The 17,619-nt window shown below is 39.0% G+C and carries 14 protein-coding genes; 5 read left to right on the top strand and 9 right to left on the bottom strand.

Going from position 1 to position 17,619, the window contains the following annotated elements:
* Window positions 1-146 precede the first annotated feature (146 nt).
* The 5 genes from L6494_RS09275 to L6494_RS09255 all read right to left on the bottom strand — a co-directional run bounded on the left by L6494_RS09275 (window position 147) and on the right by L6494_RS09255 (window position 6,212).
* A complete protein-coding gene (locus L6494_RS09275; protein ID WP_237994071.1) occupies window positions 147-1,466 on the bottom strand; it encodes an ABC transporter substrate-binding protein in 1,320 nt (439 codons plus the stop codon).
* Window positions 1,467-1,489: 23 nt separating this feature from the next.
* On the bottom strand, window positions 1,490-2,929 hold the full coding sequence (locus L6494_RS09270) for a class I SAM-dependent methyltransferase (protein WP_237994069.1): 1,440 nt from the start codon (window positions 2,927-2,929) through the stop codon (window positions 1,490-1,492).
* Window positions 2,930-3,054: 125 nt separating this feature from the next.
* Window positions 3,055-3,999 carry a class I SAM-dependent methyltransferase gene (locus L6494_RS09265; protein WP_237994067.1) on the bottom strand — a complete coding sequence of 315 codons (945 nt, stop codon included), beginning with the start codon at window positions 3,997-3,999 and terminating at the stop codon, window positions 3,055-3,057.
* Between the two features lie 156 nt (window positions 4,000-4,155).
* Entirely contained in the window at window positions 4,156-5,121 is a 966-nt protein-coding gene (locus tag L6494_RS09260; RefSeq protein WP_237994065.1) for a glycosyltransferase, read from the bottom strand.
* Window positions 5,122-5,315: 194 nt separating this feature from the next.
* Window positions 5,316-6,212 carry a S66 peptidase family protein gene (locus L6494_RS09255; protein WP_237994063.1) on the bottom strand — a complete coding sequence of 299 codons (897 nt, stop codon included), beginning with the start codon at window positions 6,210-6,212 and terminating at the stop codon, window positions 5,316-5,318.
* A gap of 78 nt (window positions 6,213-6,290) precedes the next feature.
* Between L6494_RS09255 and L6494_RS09250 the strand changes: the two genes are divergently transcribed.
* Window positions 6,291-7,436, top strand: a complete 1,146-nt coding sequence (locus L6494_RS09250) for a glycosyltransferase family 4 protein (protein ID WP_237994060.1) — start codon at window positions 6,291-6,293, stop codon at window positions 7,434-7,436.
* 168 nt (window positions 7,437-7,604) lie between these two features.
* Here L6494_RS09250 and L6494_RS09245 read toward each other — a convergent pair whose 3' ends face one another.
* The 3 genes from L6494_RS09245 to L6494_RS09235 all read right to left on the bottom strand — a co-directional run bounded on the left by L6494_RS09245 (window position 7,605) and on the right by L6494_RS09235 (window position 12,806).
* Complete coding sequence (locus tag L6494_RS09245) at window positions 7,605-10,169, bottom strand: COR domain-containing protein (RefSeq protein WP_237994058.1); 2,565 nt, start codon at window positions 10,167-10,169, stop codon at window positions 7,605-7,607.
* Window positions 10,170-10,328: 159 nt separating this feature from the next.
* A complete protein-coding gene (locus L6494_RS09240; protein ID WP_237994055.1) occupies window positions 10,329-11,150 on the bottom strand; it encodes a type 1 glutamine amidotransferase in 822 nt (273 codons plus the stop codon).
* A gap of 312 nt (window positions 11,151-11,462) precedes the next feature.
* Complete coding sequence (locus L6494_RS09235) at window positions 11,463-12,806, bottom strand: Mur ligase family protein (RefSeq protein ID WP_237994053.1); 1,344 nt, start codon at window positions 12,804-12,806, stop codon at window positions 11,463-11,465.
* 228 nt (window positions 12,807-13,034) lie between these two features.
* Here L6494_RS09235 and L6494_RS09230 point away from each other — a divergent pair, with 228 nt between their 5' ends.
* Both L6494_RS09230 and L6494_RS09225 read left to right on the top strand, forming a co-directional pair.
* On the top strand, window positions 13,035-13,622 hold the full coding sequence (locus L6494_RS09230) for a thylakoid membrane photosystem I accumulation factor (RefSeq protein ID WP_237994051.1): 588 nt from the start codon (window positions 13,035-13,037) through the stop codon (window positions 13,620-13,622).
* A gap of 189 nt (window positions 13,623-13,811) precedes the next feature.
* Entirely contained in the window at window positions 13,812-14,420 is a 609-nt protein-coding gene (locus tag L6494_RS09225; protein ID WP_237994049.1) for a hypothetical protein, read from the top strand.
* Here L6494_RS09225 and L6494_RS09220 read toward each other — a convergent pair.
* The gene (locus L6494_RS09220; RefSeq protein ID WP_237994046.1) at window positions 14,405-15,058 is read right to left on the bottom strand and encodes a TetR/AcrR family transcriptional regulator; all 654 of its coding nucleotides are present in this window, start codon (window positions 15,056-15,058) and stop codon (window positions 14,405-14,407) included. The genes L6494_RS09225 and L6494_RS09220 overlap by 16 nt on opposite strands.
* A 92-nt stretch (window positions 15,059-15,150) precedes the next feature.
* Here L6494_RS09220 and L6494_RS09215 point away from each other — a divergent pair, with 92 nt between their 5' ends.
* Entirely contained in the window at window positions 15,151-15,852 is a 702-nt protein-coding gene (locus L6494_RS09215; protein ID WP_237994044.1) for a Coq4 family protein, read from the top strand.
* Window positions 15,853-16,305: 453 nt separating this feature from the next.
* Window positions 16,306-17,556, top strand: a complete 1,251-nt coding sequence (locus L6494_RS09210) for an RNA-guided endonuclease InsQ/TnpB family protein (RefSeq protein ID WP_237994042.1) — start codon at window positions 16,306-16,308, stop codon at window positions 17,554-17,556.
* Window positions 17,557-17,619 lie beyond the last annotated feature (63 nt).

Genomic DNA, 17,619 nt, shown 5'->3' with positions numbered 1-17,619 from the left:
GAGCCGCGTAAATAATTAAAAGTTTGTAGTAAGGACTTTAGTCCTTCTTTTAGAACTAAAGTCCTCACTACGAACTCGATTACAATAACTTTACATTACTTAACACAGTTAGGTTTCTTCCCAGCGAGTTAAATAGCATCATTTAACTATTGACTGTCCCAAATTACTTCTAAACGCTCTTGTGCCGTTTTGAGAGCTTTTTCAGGAGACTCACCCAACAGGGTCGCTTCAATCGCTCGACCAAGACTATCAGATAGACGAGTATATCCAGCTATAATCGGGCGATTTCCTGCTACAGACATCTGTTTTGCAAACACTTCTAATACTGGTTGTTTGCTGATAAATTGTTGATAAGCTTCACTTTCAGTAGCTTTAATATTAACTGGCAAAAAACCCGTGCCGATACTCCATTCTGTTTGAAATTCTTCACTCAATACATACTCCAAAAACTTGAGCGCGGCTTGCTCTCTGGTTGGTGTGGTCTTCATGAGATAAAGGACTCCCGTAGCTGTCACCGTCGCCTGTTCAGTATTCGCAGGCATGGGAAACACCTGATAATCAACATTAGACTTCATAATATAAGTCCAAGGCCCTGTGATTTGCATCGCCACCCGACCTGAAATAAAGTCGTCTTCTTCATAACCACGTTCTGGCGGAGAAAGAGTTGCTGAACCATCTTTCATTAGGTCTTGCCAGAATTGCAAAGCATTAATAGCCTCCTGATTCGTCAAATTAGGTCTATTATTGGTGACTATTTCACCTCCAGAACTCAGTAAAAAAGGAAACCAACTAAATACAGTCCATTCTTGCTTTCCTAAAGGGAGTAACATTCCATACTGTTCTGGTTGACCATCCTGATTACTATCAACAGTCAACTTTTTAGCCACTTGCCTTAATTCTTCCCAAGTCTTAGGCGTTTCTGTAATTCCCGCAGCTTGGAAAAGTTTTGGTCGGTAAAAAATACCGAGATTGGCAGTGTATAGGGGAACAGACCAAAGCTGACCGTTTAAACGCAATTCTTCAAATAGGTTAGGAATGACTTCTGACTTCAATGGGAATTTTTCTAACCAATCATCTAAAGGTAGAATTGCGCCTAATTCTGCAAACTGACCTGTACTTTGGGGGTCAAATGACAAAATATCTGGAGGCGCATTACCTACAACGGCTGTTAATATTTTCGGCAATTGGGGTTGACCTACAAAGATAGATTCAACTTGGATGTCAGGATGAGTTTGATTAAATTTTTTTACTAATTTTTCAAACACATCCCGATTAGGAGGAGGATTGATTGATTGCCATAGGCTGAGATGAATTACTCCATCATTCTTATCTGCGCCTACCTGACAAGCAGATAAAAATATTAGACATATACTCAGAGAAATTAACAACCGGGAAACTCGCCAAGCAGAATTTATCAAGTGGTGAAAAAAATTCTGCATTCGGAATTGGAAGATGATCAAGTTCATGTTAATTAATTAAGCAAGTGGATCTAAGGTTTTTTAAACCACACCGCAGTGTAATCAATTAAACGCAGGTTGAATTGCTCTGCTCTCAACCCTTCAAAATCATGTAGAGCTTGTTTACAACCGTCCCAATGACCATAGTCATCTACCTGAATCCTAGCATTAGCAACAACGCTGTCGTAGAGGTTATTGAAGATGTCCATTGTTGATTCATACCAGTCTCCATCAGCGTGGAGAAAGGCAATACTACCTATTTCTGACTTATATTGAGGCAATGTGTCAGCGAATAAACCCTTAACAGGTACAACAATATCTTGGACTTTTAACAACTGGCAAATTGATTGTATATTTTCCGTAATTGGAGCTTTTAAAGTGCCAACTCCATAACCTGTGAAGTTTGCGGGTATGCCATTGTATATATCTACTTCCGTCGGTTCGGGCATTCCTTCAAAAGTATCACAAGCATAAAGTAGGCGTGGGCGACGACTGTATCGCTTAATTACTGTTGCTAACAGTGCTGCTGATCCTCCTTTACAACTTCCGCATTCAACAAAGTTGCCAGGGATATCTTCTAAACAAACTTTCTTGGCTAAGGTATAAAGTGAAAATAAACGTGCTTCACCTAATAAAGTGTAAGGTCGAATAGCAGTAATTATTTCCTGAAATTCATTAAATCCATCCGTAGATAATTCACTTACAGAATAGTTTTGCAAATGTTCTGGTAAATGCCAATTAATTTTCGGATCTGGCTGATGTTGTAACGGCTCAATATTCCCACGCCAAGCAACTCCCATAATTTGCATAGTTTGGTAGATCATTGTGTTCCACCCTTTTTGTTTTAAGTAATTTAAACCTTGTGCAACTTCGGGGGAATTTAAATCATGGAATAAAATTAAAGCATCTGTCTCTGCCAATTGTTCGCAGATGATAGCATCGTTGAGTGGGCTGGGAGCTTCATGACAACCATCAATGAAAAAGAATGACCACCTGCGCTGTAATTGTTCTGCTAATTCTGCTACTTGTTGAGGACTATAACCACTTACTAAATTAACTGTTTCTAGAACACCCGCAGATTGTAAAGAATTAGTGACACTTTCATAGATATCTTCTTGAGCTAATAAAGGGTCAATCACATCTAACTCTAAACCTGCCAAAGCTAGATGACAAGCAGACCAACCATACCAGCAGCCAATTTCTAAAGCTTTTTTACCTCTAAACTTCAACGCAGTATTATAGAGAATATGAGCTTCATCTCGACTGAGAAAACCCACATATGTTTGTCTTTTATCTACATACCAGTTATGGGAAATTTCGCGTCTGAGGTAAGGCCAATTAGAAACACTGGTATCTGATATCATCAGATTAGGAAAACATTTATCAGGCTTGATAATTTCTAATCCAGGTGAAACATAATCACCATCTGCTAACAATGATCTGTCAATAAATTCTACGGTTTCTTTATTCATCTTTTTTCCCTTAAATATTTTTTCATGATAATTTAATATGAGCCATCACTGTATTTATAAATGACTAATTAAACCACATTACATGAGCTTTAAAAAATAGAAATTGCTAAATAGGAAAGGCACATCTAAAATTTAGACTCTGGGTCAAACTTTAAAATCAAGTCTCGTAACTCATTTACGGTAGCATGAGATATTTCTAGTTCTAACTGAGTTTGCTGTAGTTTATATTTTATGTTTTCCAACTCTGCTGTATTCTGTTGTCTTTGCATCTGAGCCTGTTGCCATTGTAAAATTTGTGGATCAGCTAATTTATCTGTTTCTTGGTTCAAATTGTAAAGACAATGATTCATTAGCAATCGGTCAGCTTCATCCATAAAATATATGTTTTCAACTACACGGTTTGGTTGATTCCATTTAGATATTTTAGGTGTGAATACAGAAATACAATCACACAGAATATTGCCACACCAAGCAATTATCTCTTGGCTTAAACATTGCAAACCAGCCTGATCACAGTATTGCTCAAATAGTTTAGCACTCATGCTTTCAGCCCGCCAATACAGATGCTCTACTTCTAACTTACCAGTAGAAGGATTAAGATAGCTACCCAAGTTAGAATGATGGATAAATCCAATACCATTTGGTTTAAGTTTCAAAGCTATCTCTTGCAGATATGCTTTAATAACATCTTCCTCAGCATGGACTAAAGAGTCAAAACTAAAAACAAAATCAATTGATTCATCTGCAACCATTTCTAATGACTTACCATCATTGACATGATAAGTAATCTGCGAACAATCAGCAAAACGCTGTTGACAAGCAGCAATACACTTATCGGTTAAGTCCACTACTATTAAATTGTCACAATAATCTTTTAAATATTGCGTCCAACGCCCAAAACCAGGAGCTATTTCTAAAATTGTTGCTCCGGGAATAAATGCTTGAATGCGAGGATATATGCTTCCCCAAAAGCATTTCTCTGTTCCACCCCAGGATTTAGACCACTCATTACCCTGTTCATTCCAACTATAACTAGACCATTTATGCAAGTTTTCTTCAACGCTAGGCATCTTGACCTCCTATAAATAAAAATACGACTATTTATACATCTGTTTTTCTTAAAGCATCCTCATTATACATGAGTGTGTAATTAATTATTTATTAGTCATTAGTCATTTGTAAATACATATTCTTACTTACAAAAGAGGATATGATATTCTTTATTGTTAAGTAAAACTATTAAATTCGTCAATAATCTGAATATAGTTTTTTATCAGGTGACTAAAATCAAAATTTTCTTTAGCATATGTTGCAATTTCTTGTCGATAAGTTGAATTTTTCTCAATCATTTCGATAATTGTCTCACTAATTATGGTTTTGTTTTCTGGAGTGGCATTAGTTAAAATGTCATCTGGTAACACTTTAATAAATTCCTTGGTGTGTAAATTAGCACTAGCTGATTCAGAAATAACGATACATAAACCTGCTGCTAGAGCTTCCAATATTACTAGTGGTGCAACTTCTCCATCACTAATTAAAACCAAACAACTATAATCTGTGAGATTCTCGTAAACTTGTTCTAAACTCCAGATACCTAAATGTTTTGTTGTACTTCCTTCTATAAAATCAGGGTCATCTAAAGGCCCAACAAAATCTAAACTTAACTTCCCATCTATGATTTCTGCTAGTAATCTTTGTTGTTTCCTTGGTTGAATCCAACCTAAACACACTGCTTTGTTATTTCCCTTTTTTTTAAAGTTGATTTTGTTGGTATCAATACCGTTAGGTTGACATCTCAGAAATCCTGCATATCCCTTGTTGATAAAAAAATCTTTTGAAAAATTAGAAGGTGTAATTATACCAGGTGCATCTATATAACTTTTAAATACTTGGCGAAATTCTTCATCCCATCTACTTTCTTTCAATAAATAACCATAATGGGAGGTGAAACAATACTTTTGTTTGAGCTTATGATTAAATACATCAACAAAGTTGTAGGCGTGGGAATGCACGAAGTCATAATTACTATTGTTTATGTATTCTATGACTTTTTCGGGATCTTTTTCATTTAAAATATCTACTTCATAACCTAATTCATCTAAACAGGATTTGTATTCATACATCAAAGTGTAAATAGAATTCGATAACGGGGGTTTGGGGTTGTAACCCCAAGCAACAATAGCAATTTTCATTAAAAATATCCTGCTTCAAATTTGAAATAATGTCTTCATCCTCCAGGCACTTCAGAGTATACTATACCAAGCTGTGCAATAAGCGCAGGATGCTACGCAAAAGCTAAAATCACTGAAATGATGCGATCGCTCGCACCAAATAGTAAAGGAATAGTACGTTAATTTATTTTGATGAGAATTAAAAATAAAAAAGGTCAATGGTGATTGGTTAATGTACCTTGATCTGCGTCTAAAGTGACCAATACACCCACAGGTAAGGCTGCATTAGGACTGTCATGACCAAATGGTAAGTCAGAAACAATGGGAATACCCAAATCACCCAGGCGATCGCGCACAACTTCCTCTACACTAAAGCTGGGTATATTTGTAGGTGCTTCGCATTTAGTAAAACCACCTAAAGCAATACCGCTAACTTTGGCTAAAAGACCACTTAAACGCCACTGCGTTAGCATCCGGTCGATGCGGTATGGTGCTTCTGTGACATCTTCTAAGGCTAAAATTACACCATCAAAATTAGGTTGAATGGCTGTGCTTAAAAGATGGGTAGCCACTGTGAGATTTCCTGGAAGTAATAGACCAGTAGCCACACCTCCACCCCAACCACAACCTTGAAGTGGTGTGAGGGGTCGTCCTTCTAAAAAATTGAATAAACGCTCAATTGACCAATCTGGCTCATCGGCTAATGTCGTCAGGACAGGGCCGTGAACACTAGATATACCTGCGTTGTAAAGACTCCATAATAAAGCTGTGATATCAGAAAAGCCAATCAGCCATTTAGGAGTCGATTTAACTTGCCAATGCCAATTTTCTAAGATGCGAGTGCTACCAAAACCACCTCTAGCACAGAGAATACCGCGACAATCGGGATCTTGCCAAGCAGTAGCTAATTGATGACGGCGGTTTTTATCTGTGTTTGCTAAATATCCCCAACGCTGATCAATATCAGAGGTAACTTCTATATAATAACCGCGTGATCGCCAGATTTCTAGACCGCGCTCAAAGTCTGCAAATTCTCGCAAAGCACCACTAGGCGCAATCACTCGCAATAAATCTCCTCTTTTGAGAGGTTCAGGTAAGATAGTCGATTTCATCAATAATTTGTGCAAAAATCAAAATTTAGCATAGCCCATAAGAGTAATATCCTACACTAAGTGTTATTCATAAATACCATGACTATAGATCAAAGTAATTTGCTCAAGTTGCTAATGTTATCTACCCCTGTGGGTGCGATTGGTTCGGGTGTGGGAGGCGGTGTAGAACTGACTCTCAGCAATATTGTCCAGGAAATGAGCCGACGCGGACATACTGTAAAAATAGTAGCTCCTAGTGGGTCAGTAGTAAAAAATGTGTCAGTTGTAGAAATTTCCGGTGAAGTGCAGACACCAGCGCAAACTCAGACTCGTGATGAGCCAATTATTTTGCCGAAAAATTCTGTCTTGGCGAATATGTGGGACTATGCTCACCAAGTTCAGACAGATTATGATTTAATCGTCAACTTTGCCTATGATTGGCTACCTTTATATCTGACTCCATTTTTTAGCCGTCCCATCGCTCATTTAATTAGCATGGGTTCTTTAACCGATGCAATGGACGGCATACTTGAGCAAATAGCAACTAACTTTCCTGGTACGATTGGCGTTCATTCACTGACACAAGCACAGACGTTTACTTTTGCAGAGGAATGTCGTTGTTTAGCTAATGGAATGGACTTATCGATTTATGATTTCTGTGGTGAACCCGGTGATTCCTTGGCTTGGGTAGGTAGAATTGCACCGGAAAAAGCTTTAGAAGATGCAGTAGCAGCAGCGCAAATTACCGGATTTACCCTAAAAATCTTTGGGTTTAAACAAAATGAACAATATTGGCAAGAAATTTTGCAACAATATCCCAATGCTCCCATAGAATATGTAGGCTTTCTCCCCACTGAGCAACTACAACAGGAATTAGGTAAATGTCGGGCGTTATTAGTTACACCGCGTTGGGTAGAAGCTTTCGGTAATGTGGCGATTGAGGCGTTAGCCTGTGGTGTACCTGTGATTGCTTATCGTCGTGGGGGACTCACGGAAATTGTCAAAGATGGTGAAACGGGCTTTTTAGTAGAACCAGATAGCGTTGACGGATTGGTGAATGCGATCGCACAATTAGATAAAATCGATCGCCGTGCTTGTCGTCAACAGGCTGAGGTAGAATATTCTCAACAAGCAATGGGCGATCGCACTGAGCAGTGGTTTAGAGATATAGTGAGGTACAAGAACCCCACCCCCAACCCCCTAAGAGCAAGCAAGGAGGGGGCTATGATATACCCATGTGATTAGGAAACGCTATATAGCAAAGTCCACTCAAGTGGACTAGATGGAATTTTTCTTTGAGTCCTCTTGAGAGGACTTGCACTATTAGACTCGGAATTGATTCCGAGGCGGGATAAATACACTAGCCCTATAAAGTAAGGGGTTGGGGTAAGCTTTCCTCGAACTAGAGTTATATTATTTACGCTGGAACATCTCTATGAAATTGCCAATTAAAGGAAACTGTTTCAGCACCATTTTGATTAATTTGACAAAGGATGTTTCTGAGAGTCGGTCATCTTGCCTTAATTGCAGAACACCAATGAGAATGATAAATATTGCTGTGCCTAGAATTATTAAAACTAAATAATGAAATGGTAATGTGCCACCAAAAAATGTCATTAAACAAAATACTACTACGAATATGAATAAATAAAACATTCCATTCCTAAAAGCAAAAGAAAGTTTAACTTCCTCTTGAGGTTTAGATTTTTCTTCACTATCGGGAGGTTGGTTCATAATATTATTTCCTTGTTGCAGTTTTAAAGTATTTGCATTTATCTGGTTATAAATATGAGTTACGTTGCTGTTTTGTCTTTGTTTCTCCTCTTGATTTAACTGATTTTTGTCCATGACATCATCAATTAATTGCAAGACATTTACTTTTTCAAAGCTAATATCACACTCAACATCATATTTTTGTTTAGCAATACGATTTCTTAAATTATCAAATTTATAAAAGTGTGGATTTTGCTGATTTTTACAAACTGAGCAATTACAAGGAATTAGTTTATCAAATTTGAGTTGTTTATATGAAGCATGAATTTTATTAATTTCGTGGGTGACGCAGGTCAATAAGTCTCTTTTATGTAACCCTGTAACGCGAATTTTAATTTTTCGTTGGTCGTAATATTCAATTATCTCTGCTTTAGTCTGGTCTTGACTGAGAATAACGCCACTTTTCCAGACATATTTTTGTTGATCAATTAACTGATTTATAGAAACTATAAACTGAGTAATAATTCCTTTGGGCATGAAGTCATAAGTGTAGCGCAAAATAAGATTATTATGTTTATCCCAGTTATACTTGGGTTGTTTTTCTGTTAATAGTTGAGGAGCGATATAATTTTTAGGATTGTTAGGAATTTCATAACATAACTTAAAGTTAATCATCAGTTGTAGAAGTTCACCTTGCTTTGCGGCATATTGTTCTTCCTGCCAAATATTTTGCAAGTCTCGCCAAGTGAATTTACCTAAGTTATTAATTACTTGTTTATCGTCTAATACTTTGTAAACTGCATCAGTTCCCCACTTGGGTTTGAGGATAACTATATTGTTTAAAATTGGGTCATCTTGAAAGTGTAAGCATACACCTAAATCATGGAGATAGTTGCTTAATTGTAATTTGTCTTTGCGTTGGGTAAAACCATGTGTTTGGCAGATTTGCAAATATTCATCTAAGCTAATATAGTTACGTGATTCATTCTCTAAAGCTTCACGAACTCTTACCCAGGTTTTGGGAAGTGCTGCGCCAATATGAGGTAGAGAAGCAATATGATGTTTGATTTCTCGCAATACTTCTGGTAAGCCTCGGTTAGTAGCAAAGTTAGTTGCTAAGGTTTCCTTCAGGTTGCTAAAATGTCCCCGTAATTGCGGTTCGTTGATTTCACGAGTCCTGTCTTGTCTCTCATTTTTGATAATTAATACTGGACTGTTATCACTCAACAATTCCACCACATTCAACCAGTAATAAAAATTTGTATCTTCCTTGCGATTATCTGCTACCACTGCATACAAAGAACGCTTGGTGAGGAAAAATTGGTGTGTTTCATGATAAATTTCTTGTCCCCCAAAATCCCAGATATTGACTCGAAAATTTTGCCCAGTTTTTATTTCAAAATGCCACTGTATTACCTCAATTCCTTTTGTTGAGTCTTCTTCTTTCATTTTGTAATTTTCGTCTTCAATTTTCTTGGCTAGAGTTGTTTTACCTGCCCCTCCTTCGCCAACAATTAACAACTTCGCTTCATATAAATAATTTGTACCTTCATCTGCCAATTGTCGAAAATAATCTCTGATTGCATCAATGCCTTCTTCAACAACTTCTAGTGGTGCATTTTTGATATAGTTGTCGCGTAAATACAGGGTAGTTAAATTTTGCAGGTGAGTGATTGTTTCTGGTATCTGTGTTATTTCGTTGTCGCGTAAATACAGGGTAGTTAAATTTTGTAGGCGGGTGATTGCTTCTGGTATCTGTTTTAATTGGTTGTAGCTTAAATCTAGGGTAGTTAAATTTTGCAGGCGCGTGATTACTTCTGGTATCTGTGTTATTTCGTTGTCGAGTAAATACAGGGTAGTTAAATTTTGCAGGCGGGTGATTGCTTCTGGTATCTGTGTTAATTGGTTGTAGCTTAAATTCAGGGTAGTTAAGTTTTGCAGGCGGGTGATCGCCTCTGGTATCTGTTTTAATCCGTTGCTTCTTAAATCCAGGATAGTTAAATTTTGCAGGCGGGTGATTGCTTCGGGTATCTGTGTTAATCCGTTGTCGCTTAAATCCAGGGTAGTTAAATTTTGCAGGCAGGTGATCGCCTCTGGTATCTGTGTTAATTGGTTGCAGCTAACAATCAAGATATCCAACCATTCCAACTCAAATACCTCATCAGGAATTTCAGTTAGGCATAGTCCACTTAAATCTAATTTTTTAAGATGCTTTTCTTTCGCTTCTTGAATTTCTTGTTGTACACTTTGAGGTGTGATTAGCATCTGTTTGTTACCAAGAATTGTAGAGGAAGATGAGAAAAAACAGCCTTATTTAGTACAAAAATAGCATAGAATATGCAAATTCTATGTAATTGTGACGAAATAACCCCTCAAAATTGTCAAGAGGGGTTGTTAATAGAGATTTTGCTATTAAGATGAGTTTTAGACTTTACCTATCGCAGCAGATTTTGGTAGGTTAACTTGCAGTTTCTTAGACATTGCTTCTCTAGCTTGCATAGCTAAGGTATCATCTAAAGGCTGTAAACTAATTGGCTGCTGATACTTTAATCGCAATGCTGTTTGAATTAACCAGTCAGCAACAAAGGGATTTTTAGGTAATAATGGCCCGTGGGAATAAGTGGCTATAGCATTTTGATAAAACGCGCCTTCTGTACCATCTTCACCATTATTACCTAAGCCATATACGACTTTTCCTAAAGCTTCCACTTTACCTAATTTGGTACGTCCGCCGTGATTTTCAAAACCCACTAAATAGGGTTTGCTTCCTGTCATTTCTGCTAAATCTTTCGCTAGTCGGCTGGCTGTAACTTCTATCACTAAGTTACCGATGCAACGCTTGGTATTTTCGCCGGGATGGATGGAGACTAAATCGAGTATTCCTAAACCTTCAATGCGCTGTCCAAAAGCTGGTTCGTAATAGTGTCCTAAAAGTTGGGGTGAACCACAAGTAAAAACTCCTGGCGTACCGTTTTCGATTTTCTCACGGATGGCTTCAGCTTTCGCGCCTTGCAAATCACGCATGACAATCTCTTGCTGTCTATCTTGTGCGCCACCACCTACTATTACATCTACAGATTTAATATCATCTGCTGTGGAATTTTGGTCAAGGGGTAATACTTTCACACTGTATCCCCGCCATTGAGCGCGACGTTCTATAGTAATCACATTACCGCGATCGCCATAGGTACTCATTAATGTAGGATATAGCCAACCGATTGTTAATTCTAATTGTTGGGAAGTCATGGTTTTAGGGAGTAGAAGGGACTATAAGCTGTGTGACAATTTTCTTTTAAACCTAACCCCCAACCCCTTCCCTTGTAGGAACTACGGTGTACACACAAATCGGAGTTACTTTGAGATCCGGGCTTTACCCCCCTTAATCCCCCCTTGGAAAGGGGGGAAACCGGAAAATCTAGTTCCCTCCCCTTTCCAAGGGGAGGGTTAGGGTGGGGTAATTCGAGGACTGATAGCGATTCGATAACTTGTGTGTACACGGTAGCCTTGCAGGAGAGGGGTTTTAAGAATAAGCCGCACATTGCGTAACTGTTGACTGATTTAAAGGATTTTTCTTCCTGTAAGGACTTCTCGCACTTCTAGCATGGCTGAGTAGGTGGGGAGAATGTGCAGGGTTTCATCTGCTGGTGTGTGTTCTAACGCCGTGGCGATCGCTTGCTTTAAGTCTTCCTCAACAATTAAATTTAGATTACTCTGGGGCGATTTTTCACTGTAACGCAGACGTAAGGCCATATCATAGACGCGATCGCCACTCACGATTAAAGTCCCACCACGTTCGACTAGTTTTTCTGTGTCTACGTCCCAAATCCAGGATACATCTGTACCGTCGGGAGTGCGATCGTTTAACACCATTAATGTGGTTGTATCGGTGCTTTGAGTCACAACGCGAATCGTCTCATTCGTCCCGACAGGATTTTTTGATAATAAGATTCTGACTCGTTTACCATCAATCACTAAATCTTCCGCACGTCCAAAAGCAGCTTGAAAGTTATTAATAGTATTGCGAATTGTACTTTCATCTACGCCTAATTCTATAGCTGCTGTGGCTGCGGCTAAGGTGTTGTATTTGTTGTATAAACCAACTAAAATCTGTTTCCATTCACTACTAGCTAAGGCTGGTTGACTCTTGGTAAAACCACAACTAGGACAAGTGAAATCTCCTAAATGAGATAAATACACACCTTTGTAATCTAAAGAATGTCCACAGCGCGGACAATAAATAGAATCAACAGCGTGAGGAATAGCTTCTAAATAATGTTCTGGTTCATTTAAACCAAAGAATAATACTTTTTGGGGTAACTGTTGACCGAGATAGGATAAAGTTGGGTCATCAGCATTAGGAATTACTACTGTTTCTGGTGGGAGAGTCGAGATAACTTTTGTCCAGCGTTTGCTGATGGTGTCTACTTCGCCGTATCTATCAAGTTGATCCCGAAATAGATTCAAACACAGGATAATTTTTGGCTGGAGTGGTTTTAATACCTTGGGAACAATATTTTCGTCTACTTCCAGAATTGCATAATCAACATTCAGCGTCCCCACCAAGTTACTGTTTTCTAGGAAAGCTGTCATCAAACCATTTTCCAGATTTGCACCCGTGGAGTTATGACAGACACGGAAACCTTTGTTTTCCAATATCGTGCATAACAGCAACGCCGTAGTAGTTTTGCCATTAGTACCAGCAATCATAATCACGCCGTTTTTGACTTGCTGGCTCAATAATTCTAACAGTCGCGGTTCAATACGCCTAGCGATCGCCCCTGGTAATACACTAGCAGCACCCAGACGCAGCGATTTTACCCCAAAGGTGACACTTTTCGCCACCAACACCGCAAACCCTAAACGCACTCTATCTATAAGTTTTATCTTATTACCCACATCCATACCCTAATTCTTTTGATCAATAGTCAATCGTCAATAGTCAATAGTCAATAGTTTTTCTTCCCCACTCTCCCTATCACCTATCACCTGTCCCCTATCACCTATCACCTATCCCATAGATACCCCTAGGCGTTATCTTAAAAAAAGTGGACGGGCGTAATTATATATCCAGCCCAGTTTGCCTAATTCAGCACACCTAACGATAAATAGTAGCTTGCAAGGTGCATTTTGATGATTAGTATCATGTTTCCTTTTTTACATAAAAAAATTGCTGACTGGCGGCGGTTGGTTTCCAAATGCCTGTTTTTACTGACTTTATTGTTAATTGTTAGTATACAGCCAGCTTTAGCAGGTGTTAACGATGACCTTTATGATGGCAATATCTTCGTAGTTTATGCTGGTAACGGTTCGCTAGTACCACCTAAAGTAACCCTAGCGCAATCTTTAGCCGAACATAAACCAACGGTGTTGGCTTTCTATCTGGATGATAGCCGTGATTGTAAACAATATGCGATCGTTATTTCACGGATACAAGAATTTTATGGCCAAGTGGCTGAGATTATGCCACTTAATATTGACACCATTCCAGCCAAACAAAGCTATGAACCCACAGAAGCAGGATATTACTATACTGGAGGTGTGCCTCAAGTTGTAGTGTTTAATCAGTCAGGTGAGGTGGTTTTAAATAAGCAGGGTCAAGTCGCCTATGAAGATATAGATGACAGTCTGCGAAAAGTGTTTGATTTATTACCCCGCACCGAAACAACACAGTTAAAACGCCGATCTTTTAATGAGTTCAGTAGTGAATTAGCCCAATAACTTTGGGGGTAGACCAAATTGGTCTGCCCTAAATTTTCGTACCGCCTGTTACTGTATTCTTCATCCTGTAAAAGCTAATGTTGAGATATCAGCTTTTTTAGTCAAGAGTCAACAGTCAACAGTCCATAATTTTTGACCATTGACTATTGATTAATGACTAATGACCAATGACGAGTAGAGTGTATTCTGATGTCAAAGGTTTATACTACCGAGGAACTAATTCAAATTTTGGCAGACGAACGTCAAGCCTGCCTTAAAGGAGAACGTCTTAAAATAGAAGTAACAGTTTCTGGTAATCCTTTGATTGACCAGTTTATTAGAACAGATGGGCTACAAAAATTCACCGCCTATCAAGATTTTAAAGCGGCTATTCACGTTTATCAACAAGAAAATCAAGTTTCGGGAATTGTTTGGCGCGAGATGACAGTCAAAGGTAAAAGCCTGCGCTATCCAGAAGTAGACACCCAATTAATTGCCCTGACTAATGATTTGGAAGTAATCAAATCAGCGAAAAATTCTATTTTGAATTTTTGGTATGAAGTCACAGCACAAATGGATTTATATTTGAGTTTTAATAATAGTAAACAATATCAAAAAATTACAGTACCTGATGTAGAAAGAATTGCCCAAATAACAGAATGGGCTAGTTTCTCGAAGTGGGAAAATGCTAATTTTTTAGAGATGATTTTACAGATGGGATGGGGTAAACCAGAAGAAGCCAGTTATAAACGTGGTAGACCAAAATCAGGTAGTGAGTTTATTCATGCTGTCAACCCTGGTAATCAGCCAATTGGTTGATTTATTAGATAGTGATTCAAATAACCCAACATTAATATCTTAGTTTCTATTAAAAGCTGTTGACGCATTTGAGGATGTTGGCTTGTCGCTAGCCAAAGCAAATCACCTACTACTTTCACCACTAACAAAGCGATCGCCTGACATTTTTCAGCATCTAGCGTAGAGTTAATTCTACCAAAAAAAACCGCCAGTTCATCAACAATCCGATATTCGTACTTATCCATAGCCTCAATTGCTGGATATGTCATCAAATTCAGCAGTTGTTCATAAACTGCCCGATATCCCGGATGGCTATTCATAAAATGATCGAAAGCATTAATCACCCTATCAACATACACCTCTACAGGTAAAGTCTCTGCTTCTTGTGTGTGCAGTTGGGCAAACAACTGATACTCCTGTTGGAAATATCGAGTTGCTAAAGCTTTGAGAATAGCTTCTTTATCGGGAAAGAACTGGTACAACGAACCTACGGGAACTTTAGCACGAGTTGCGATCGCCCGCGTCGTCGTCTGTTCATATCCCACCTCAATAAATAACTCCTCTGCTGCATTCAAAATGCTATCCACTCGCTCTTGACTCCGCAACTGCTGCGGTTGGCGACGCATTTTTGAGGCGTTGGGGGAATTTTTCGCTGTCATCAATTTAACCCTTGACAAAACATGAACAATGTTCATATATTAAAACGTGAACTGTGTTCATATTAATTATCCCCTCTTCACGAGTTTTTGTCATGCAAACCCTCAACCCTGCAACTATTCAGCCGCTTAAACTTGATTCGGAAGTCCAACGGCAGATGAATTTCCAGTTTTTGACCGCGATGAAAGCCTTTTTTACATTACTCACGACAGAAGACAGTCTAGATGCCGTTGATGAACTGAGTAGCATCTTAATTCATAGCCGTGCTTTTGAACTGGCGGCTGAAGATATGCAGATTAATCCCGATGTGGCAAGTTTAATCCAAGAACGTTACAGTCCTCCAACCCATGATTTAGAGCAACTGTTGCAACTTCCACCTGATTCCTTGGGTTATCTCTACGCTTCCAGACTCAAAGAATTGGGTTTTGAACGTATTGATTTAGACATTGACATCAATTCAGATACCGCTTATATCGAGTATCGCTGGCAACAAACTCATGATATTTGGCATCTAATTACAGGCTTTAGTGCGAGCAGCATTGAGGAAATTGGACTACAGGCATTTTATTTAGCACAGTTTCGCCTACCCCTGGCTGGGATGTTAATTGCCAATGCTTTAATAGGCATAACTTTGCTCACTCCAGAAGATTTACCCCAACTGCTCGAAACCATTGCCCAAGGCTGGATGATGGGATTAAAAGCAAAGCCCTTATTTGCTCAAAAGTGGGAAGATGCTTGGGAAAAACCTCTATCTCAATGGCAAGCTGAATTAAATATTCAACCATTGAACGCCTAATTCTATGTTGACCAAAGAAAAAAGGAGACAAGCCCCTAAATTTATTTATGGAGAAGAAAAAAAGTGAAACAGCATTAATTCAAGCCCCCTGATTTATCCGTGAGGTATTTAATTTTGAATTTTGAATTTTGAATTGGAGCGAAGCGACTTGACAAGACCTTGCTATCTCTAGTTTCGTCTCATTCGCAAAACTTCCCCCTGGTTATCTCTGGTTATACAGGGTAGACGAGTGATATTTGCTGGTGGTGTTGAGCAAATGCGGGAACGAGTTCGGTTTTGGATACTATTTTATAAAGGTTAGCTTGAAAACCCCTGAGAAACAGCGACGTAGTTGCATTTTTCGTGCAATAGATGCAGGGGATGAAAAGCAAGTGTGGCTTTTCAGCCACATTTTCAATATCTTGAGCTATTTTACAAAACAGTGTATGATTTTGTAAAAGGAGGTGATGAGTAGTGTTAACTCTGACTTACGAGTACAAAGCCATACCAACGGATGAGCAAGTCGAGAAGATTGAACATACTCTTAATGTGTGTCGCCAGGTCTGGAACTTTGCTCTACGTGAACGCAAGGACTGGCTTAATTCTCGCAAGTGTCCGGTTAACTCCTGCTCAATTATCTCCGAATACATCATCTCAGCAGACCAACCCTACCCCAACTACTATGAGCAAGCAAATGCTTTGACTCGCGCTAAAAATGAATTTCCAGAGTTAGGAACAGTCCACTCCCAAGTATTGCAGCAAGTTCTACGCAAGCTAGAAACGGCTTTTGTGGACATGAAACGCAAGGGTATGGGGTTTCCTAGATTCAAGAATCGTTATAGAATGCGGTCTTTTGTATATCCACAACTAGGAAAGGGGGAAGTTCTTAAAGGTAATCAAATTAAGTTACCGCAACTGGGATGGGTTGAGTATGTGAAGTCACGAGAAATCCCTGACAGTTTTAAAGTTAAACAAGTTAGGGTAGTTCGCAAAGCATCAGGATATTTCTTGATGTTTACTCTGGAATGTAATGTTGATGTTCCTAATCCTGTTGCTTTTGGTAATCCCAGAGGTATTGATTTAGGTTTAGATAAATTTGCAGCTACTTCCGATGGTGAATTGATTGAACGTCCTCGATTTCTTCAGACACTACACTGTCAGCTGAAATTGCTACAACGTAGACTGAAGAAAAAACAGAAAGGGTCTAACAATCGTCACAAATTAAACCGGAAAATTGCAAGATTACATCAACGCATTTCTGATACTCGCAAAGATTGGCACTTTAAGTTAGCGCATAAACTTTGTGACGATGCAGGAATGATTTTTGTTGAGGATATTGATTTCCGTGTGTGGGCAAAAGGAATGTTTTGCAAACATACTCTTGATGCCGGATTTGGGCGGTTTGTCTCAATCTTGCAATGGGTATGTTGGAAACGAGGGGTATATTTTGCGAAGGTTGACAAAGACTACACATCTCAAGTTTGCCCTCAATGTGATGCCCACACCGGGAAGAAAGAATTAAAGGACAGGATACATTCTTGTCCTGAATGCGGCTACACAACACATAGAGATGTAGCAGCCGCACAAGTGATCCGTAACAGAGGGGTCAACGCGCTGGGACGCAGCGTGGAACAAATTGCCTGTGGAGACGGTCTGACGGGGACTGGCAACAGTCTAGTTAAGAGTCAACGAAGCAGGAAAAAGAGTGGAGAGCGGCGGCTTTAGCCTCGCTCGGAACATCCTTTGAGAATCCCCGCGCATTCATGCCGGGGAGTACGTCAAAAGTTG

The organism is Nostoc sp. UHCC 0870, from assembly GCF_022063185.1.
GTDB lineage: Bacteria > Cyanobacteriota > Cyanobacteriia > Cyanobacteriales > Nostocaceae > Trichormus.
Note: the sequence above shows the minus strand (reverse complement) of the source record. Positions and strands in the feature narration are given on the sequence as shown.

Excerpts from the sequence above, each read along its gene's own strand:
- L6494_RS09275 (WP_237994071.1), bottom strand. The coding sequence starts at position 1,466 with ATGAACTTGATCATCTTCCAATTCCGAATGCAGAATTTTTTTCACCAC.
- L6494_RS09270 (WP_237994069.1), bottom strand. The coding sequence starts at position 2,929 with ATGAATAAAGAAACCGTAGAATTTATTGACAGATCATTGTTAGCAGAT.
- L6494_RS09265 (WP_237994067.1), bottom strand. The coding sequence starts at position 3,999 with ATGCCTAGCGTTGAAGAAAACTTGCATAAATGGTCTAGTTATAGTTGG.
- L6494_RS09260 (WP_237994065.1), bottom strand. The coding sequence starts at position 5,121 with ATGAAAATTGCTATTGTTGCTTGGGGTTACAACCCCAAACCCCCGTTA.
- L6494_RS09255 (WP_237994063.1), bottom strand. The coding sequence starts at position 6,212 with ATGAAATCGACTATCTTACCTGAACCTCTCAAAAGAGGAGATTTATTG.
- L6494_RS09250 (WP_237994060.1), top strand. The coding sequence starts at position 6,291 with ATGACTATAGATCAAAGTAATTTGCTCAAGTTGCTAATGTTATCTACC.
- L6494_RS09245 (WP_237994058.1), bottom strand. The coding sequence starts at position 10,169 with ATGCTAATCACACCTCAAAGTGTACAACAAGAAATTCAAGAAGCGAAA.
- L6494_RS09240 (WP_237994055.1), bottom strand. The coding sequence starts at position 11,150 with ATGACTTCCCAACAATTAGAATTAACAATCGGTTGGCTATATCCTACA.
- L6494_RS09235 (WP_237994053.1), bottom strand. The coding sequence starts at position 12,806 with ATGGATGTGGGTAATAAGATAAAACTTATAGATAGAGTGCGTTTAGGG.
- L6494_RS09230 (WP_237994051.1), top strand. The coding sequence starts at position 13,035 with ATGATTAGTATCATGTTTCCTTTTTTACATAAAAAAATTGCTGACTGG.
- L6494_RS09225 (WP_237994049.1), top strand. The coding sequence starts at position 13,812 with ATGTCAAAGGTTTATACTACCGAGGAACTAATTCAAATTTTGGCAGAC.
- L6494_RS09220 (WP_237994046.1), bottom strand. The coding sequence starts at position 15,058 with ATGACAGCGAAAAATTCCCCCAACGCCTCAAAAATGCGTCGCCAACCG.
- L6494_RS09215 (WP_237994044.1), top strand. The coding sequence starts at position 15,151 with ATGCAAACCCTCAACCCTGCAACTATTCAGCCGCTTAAACTTGATTCG.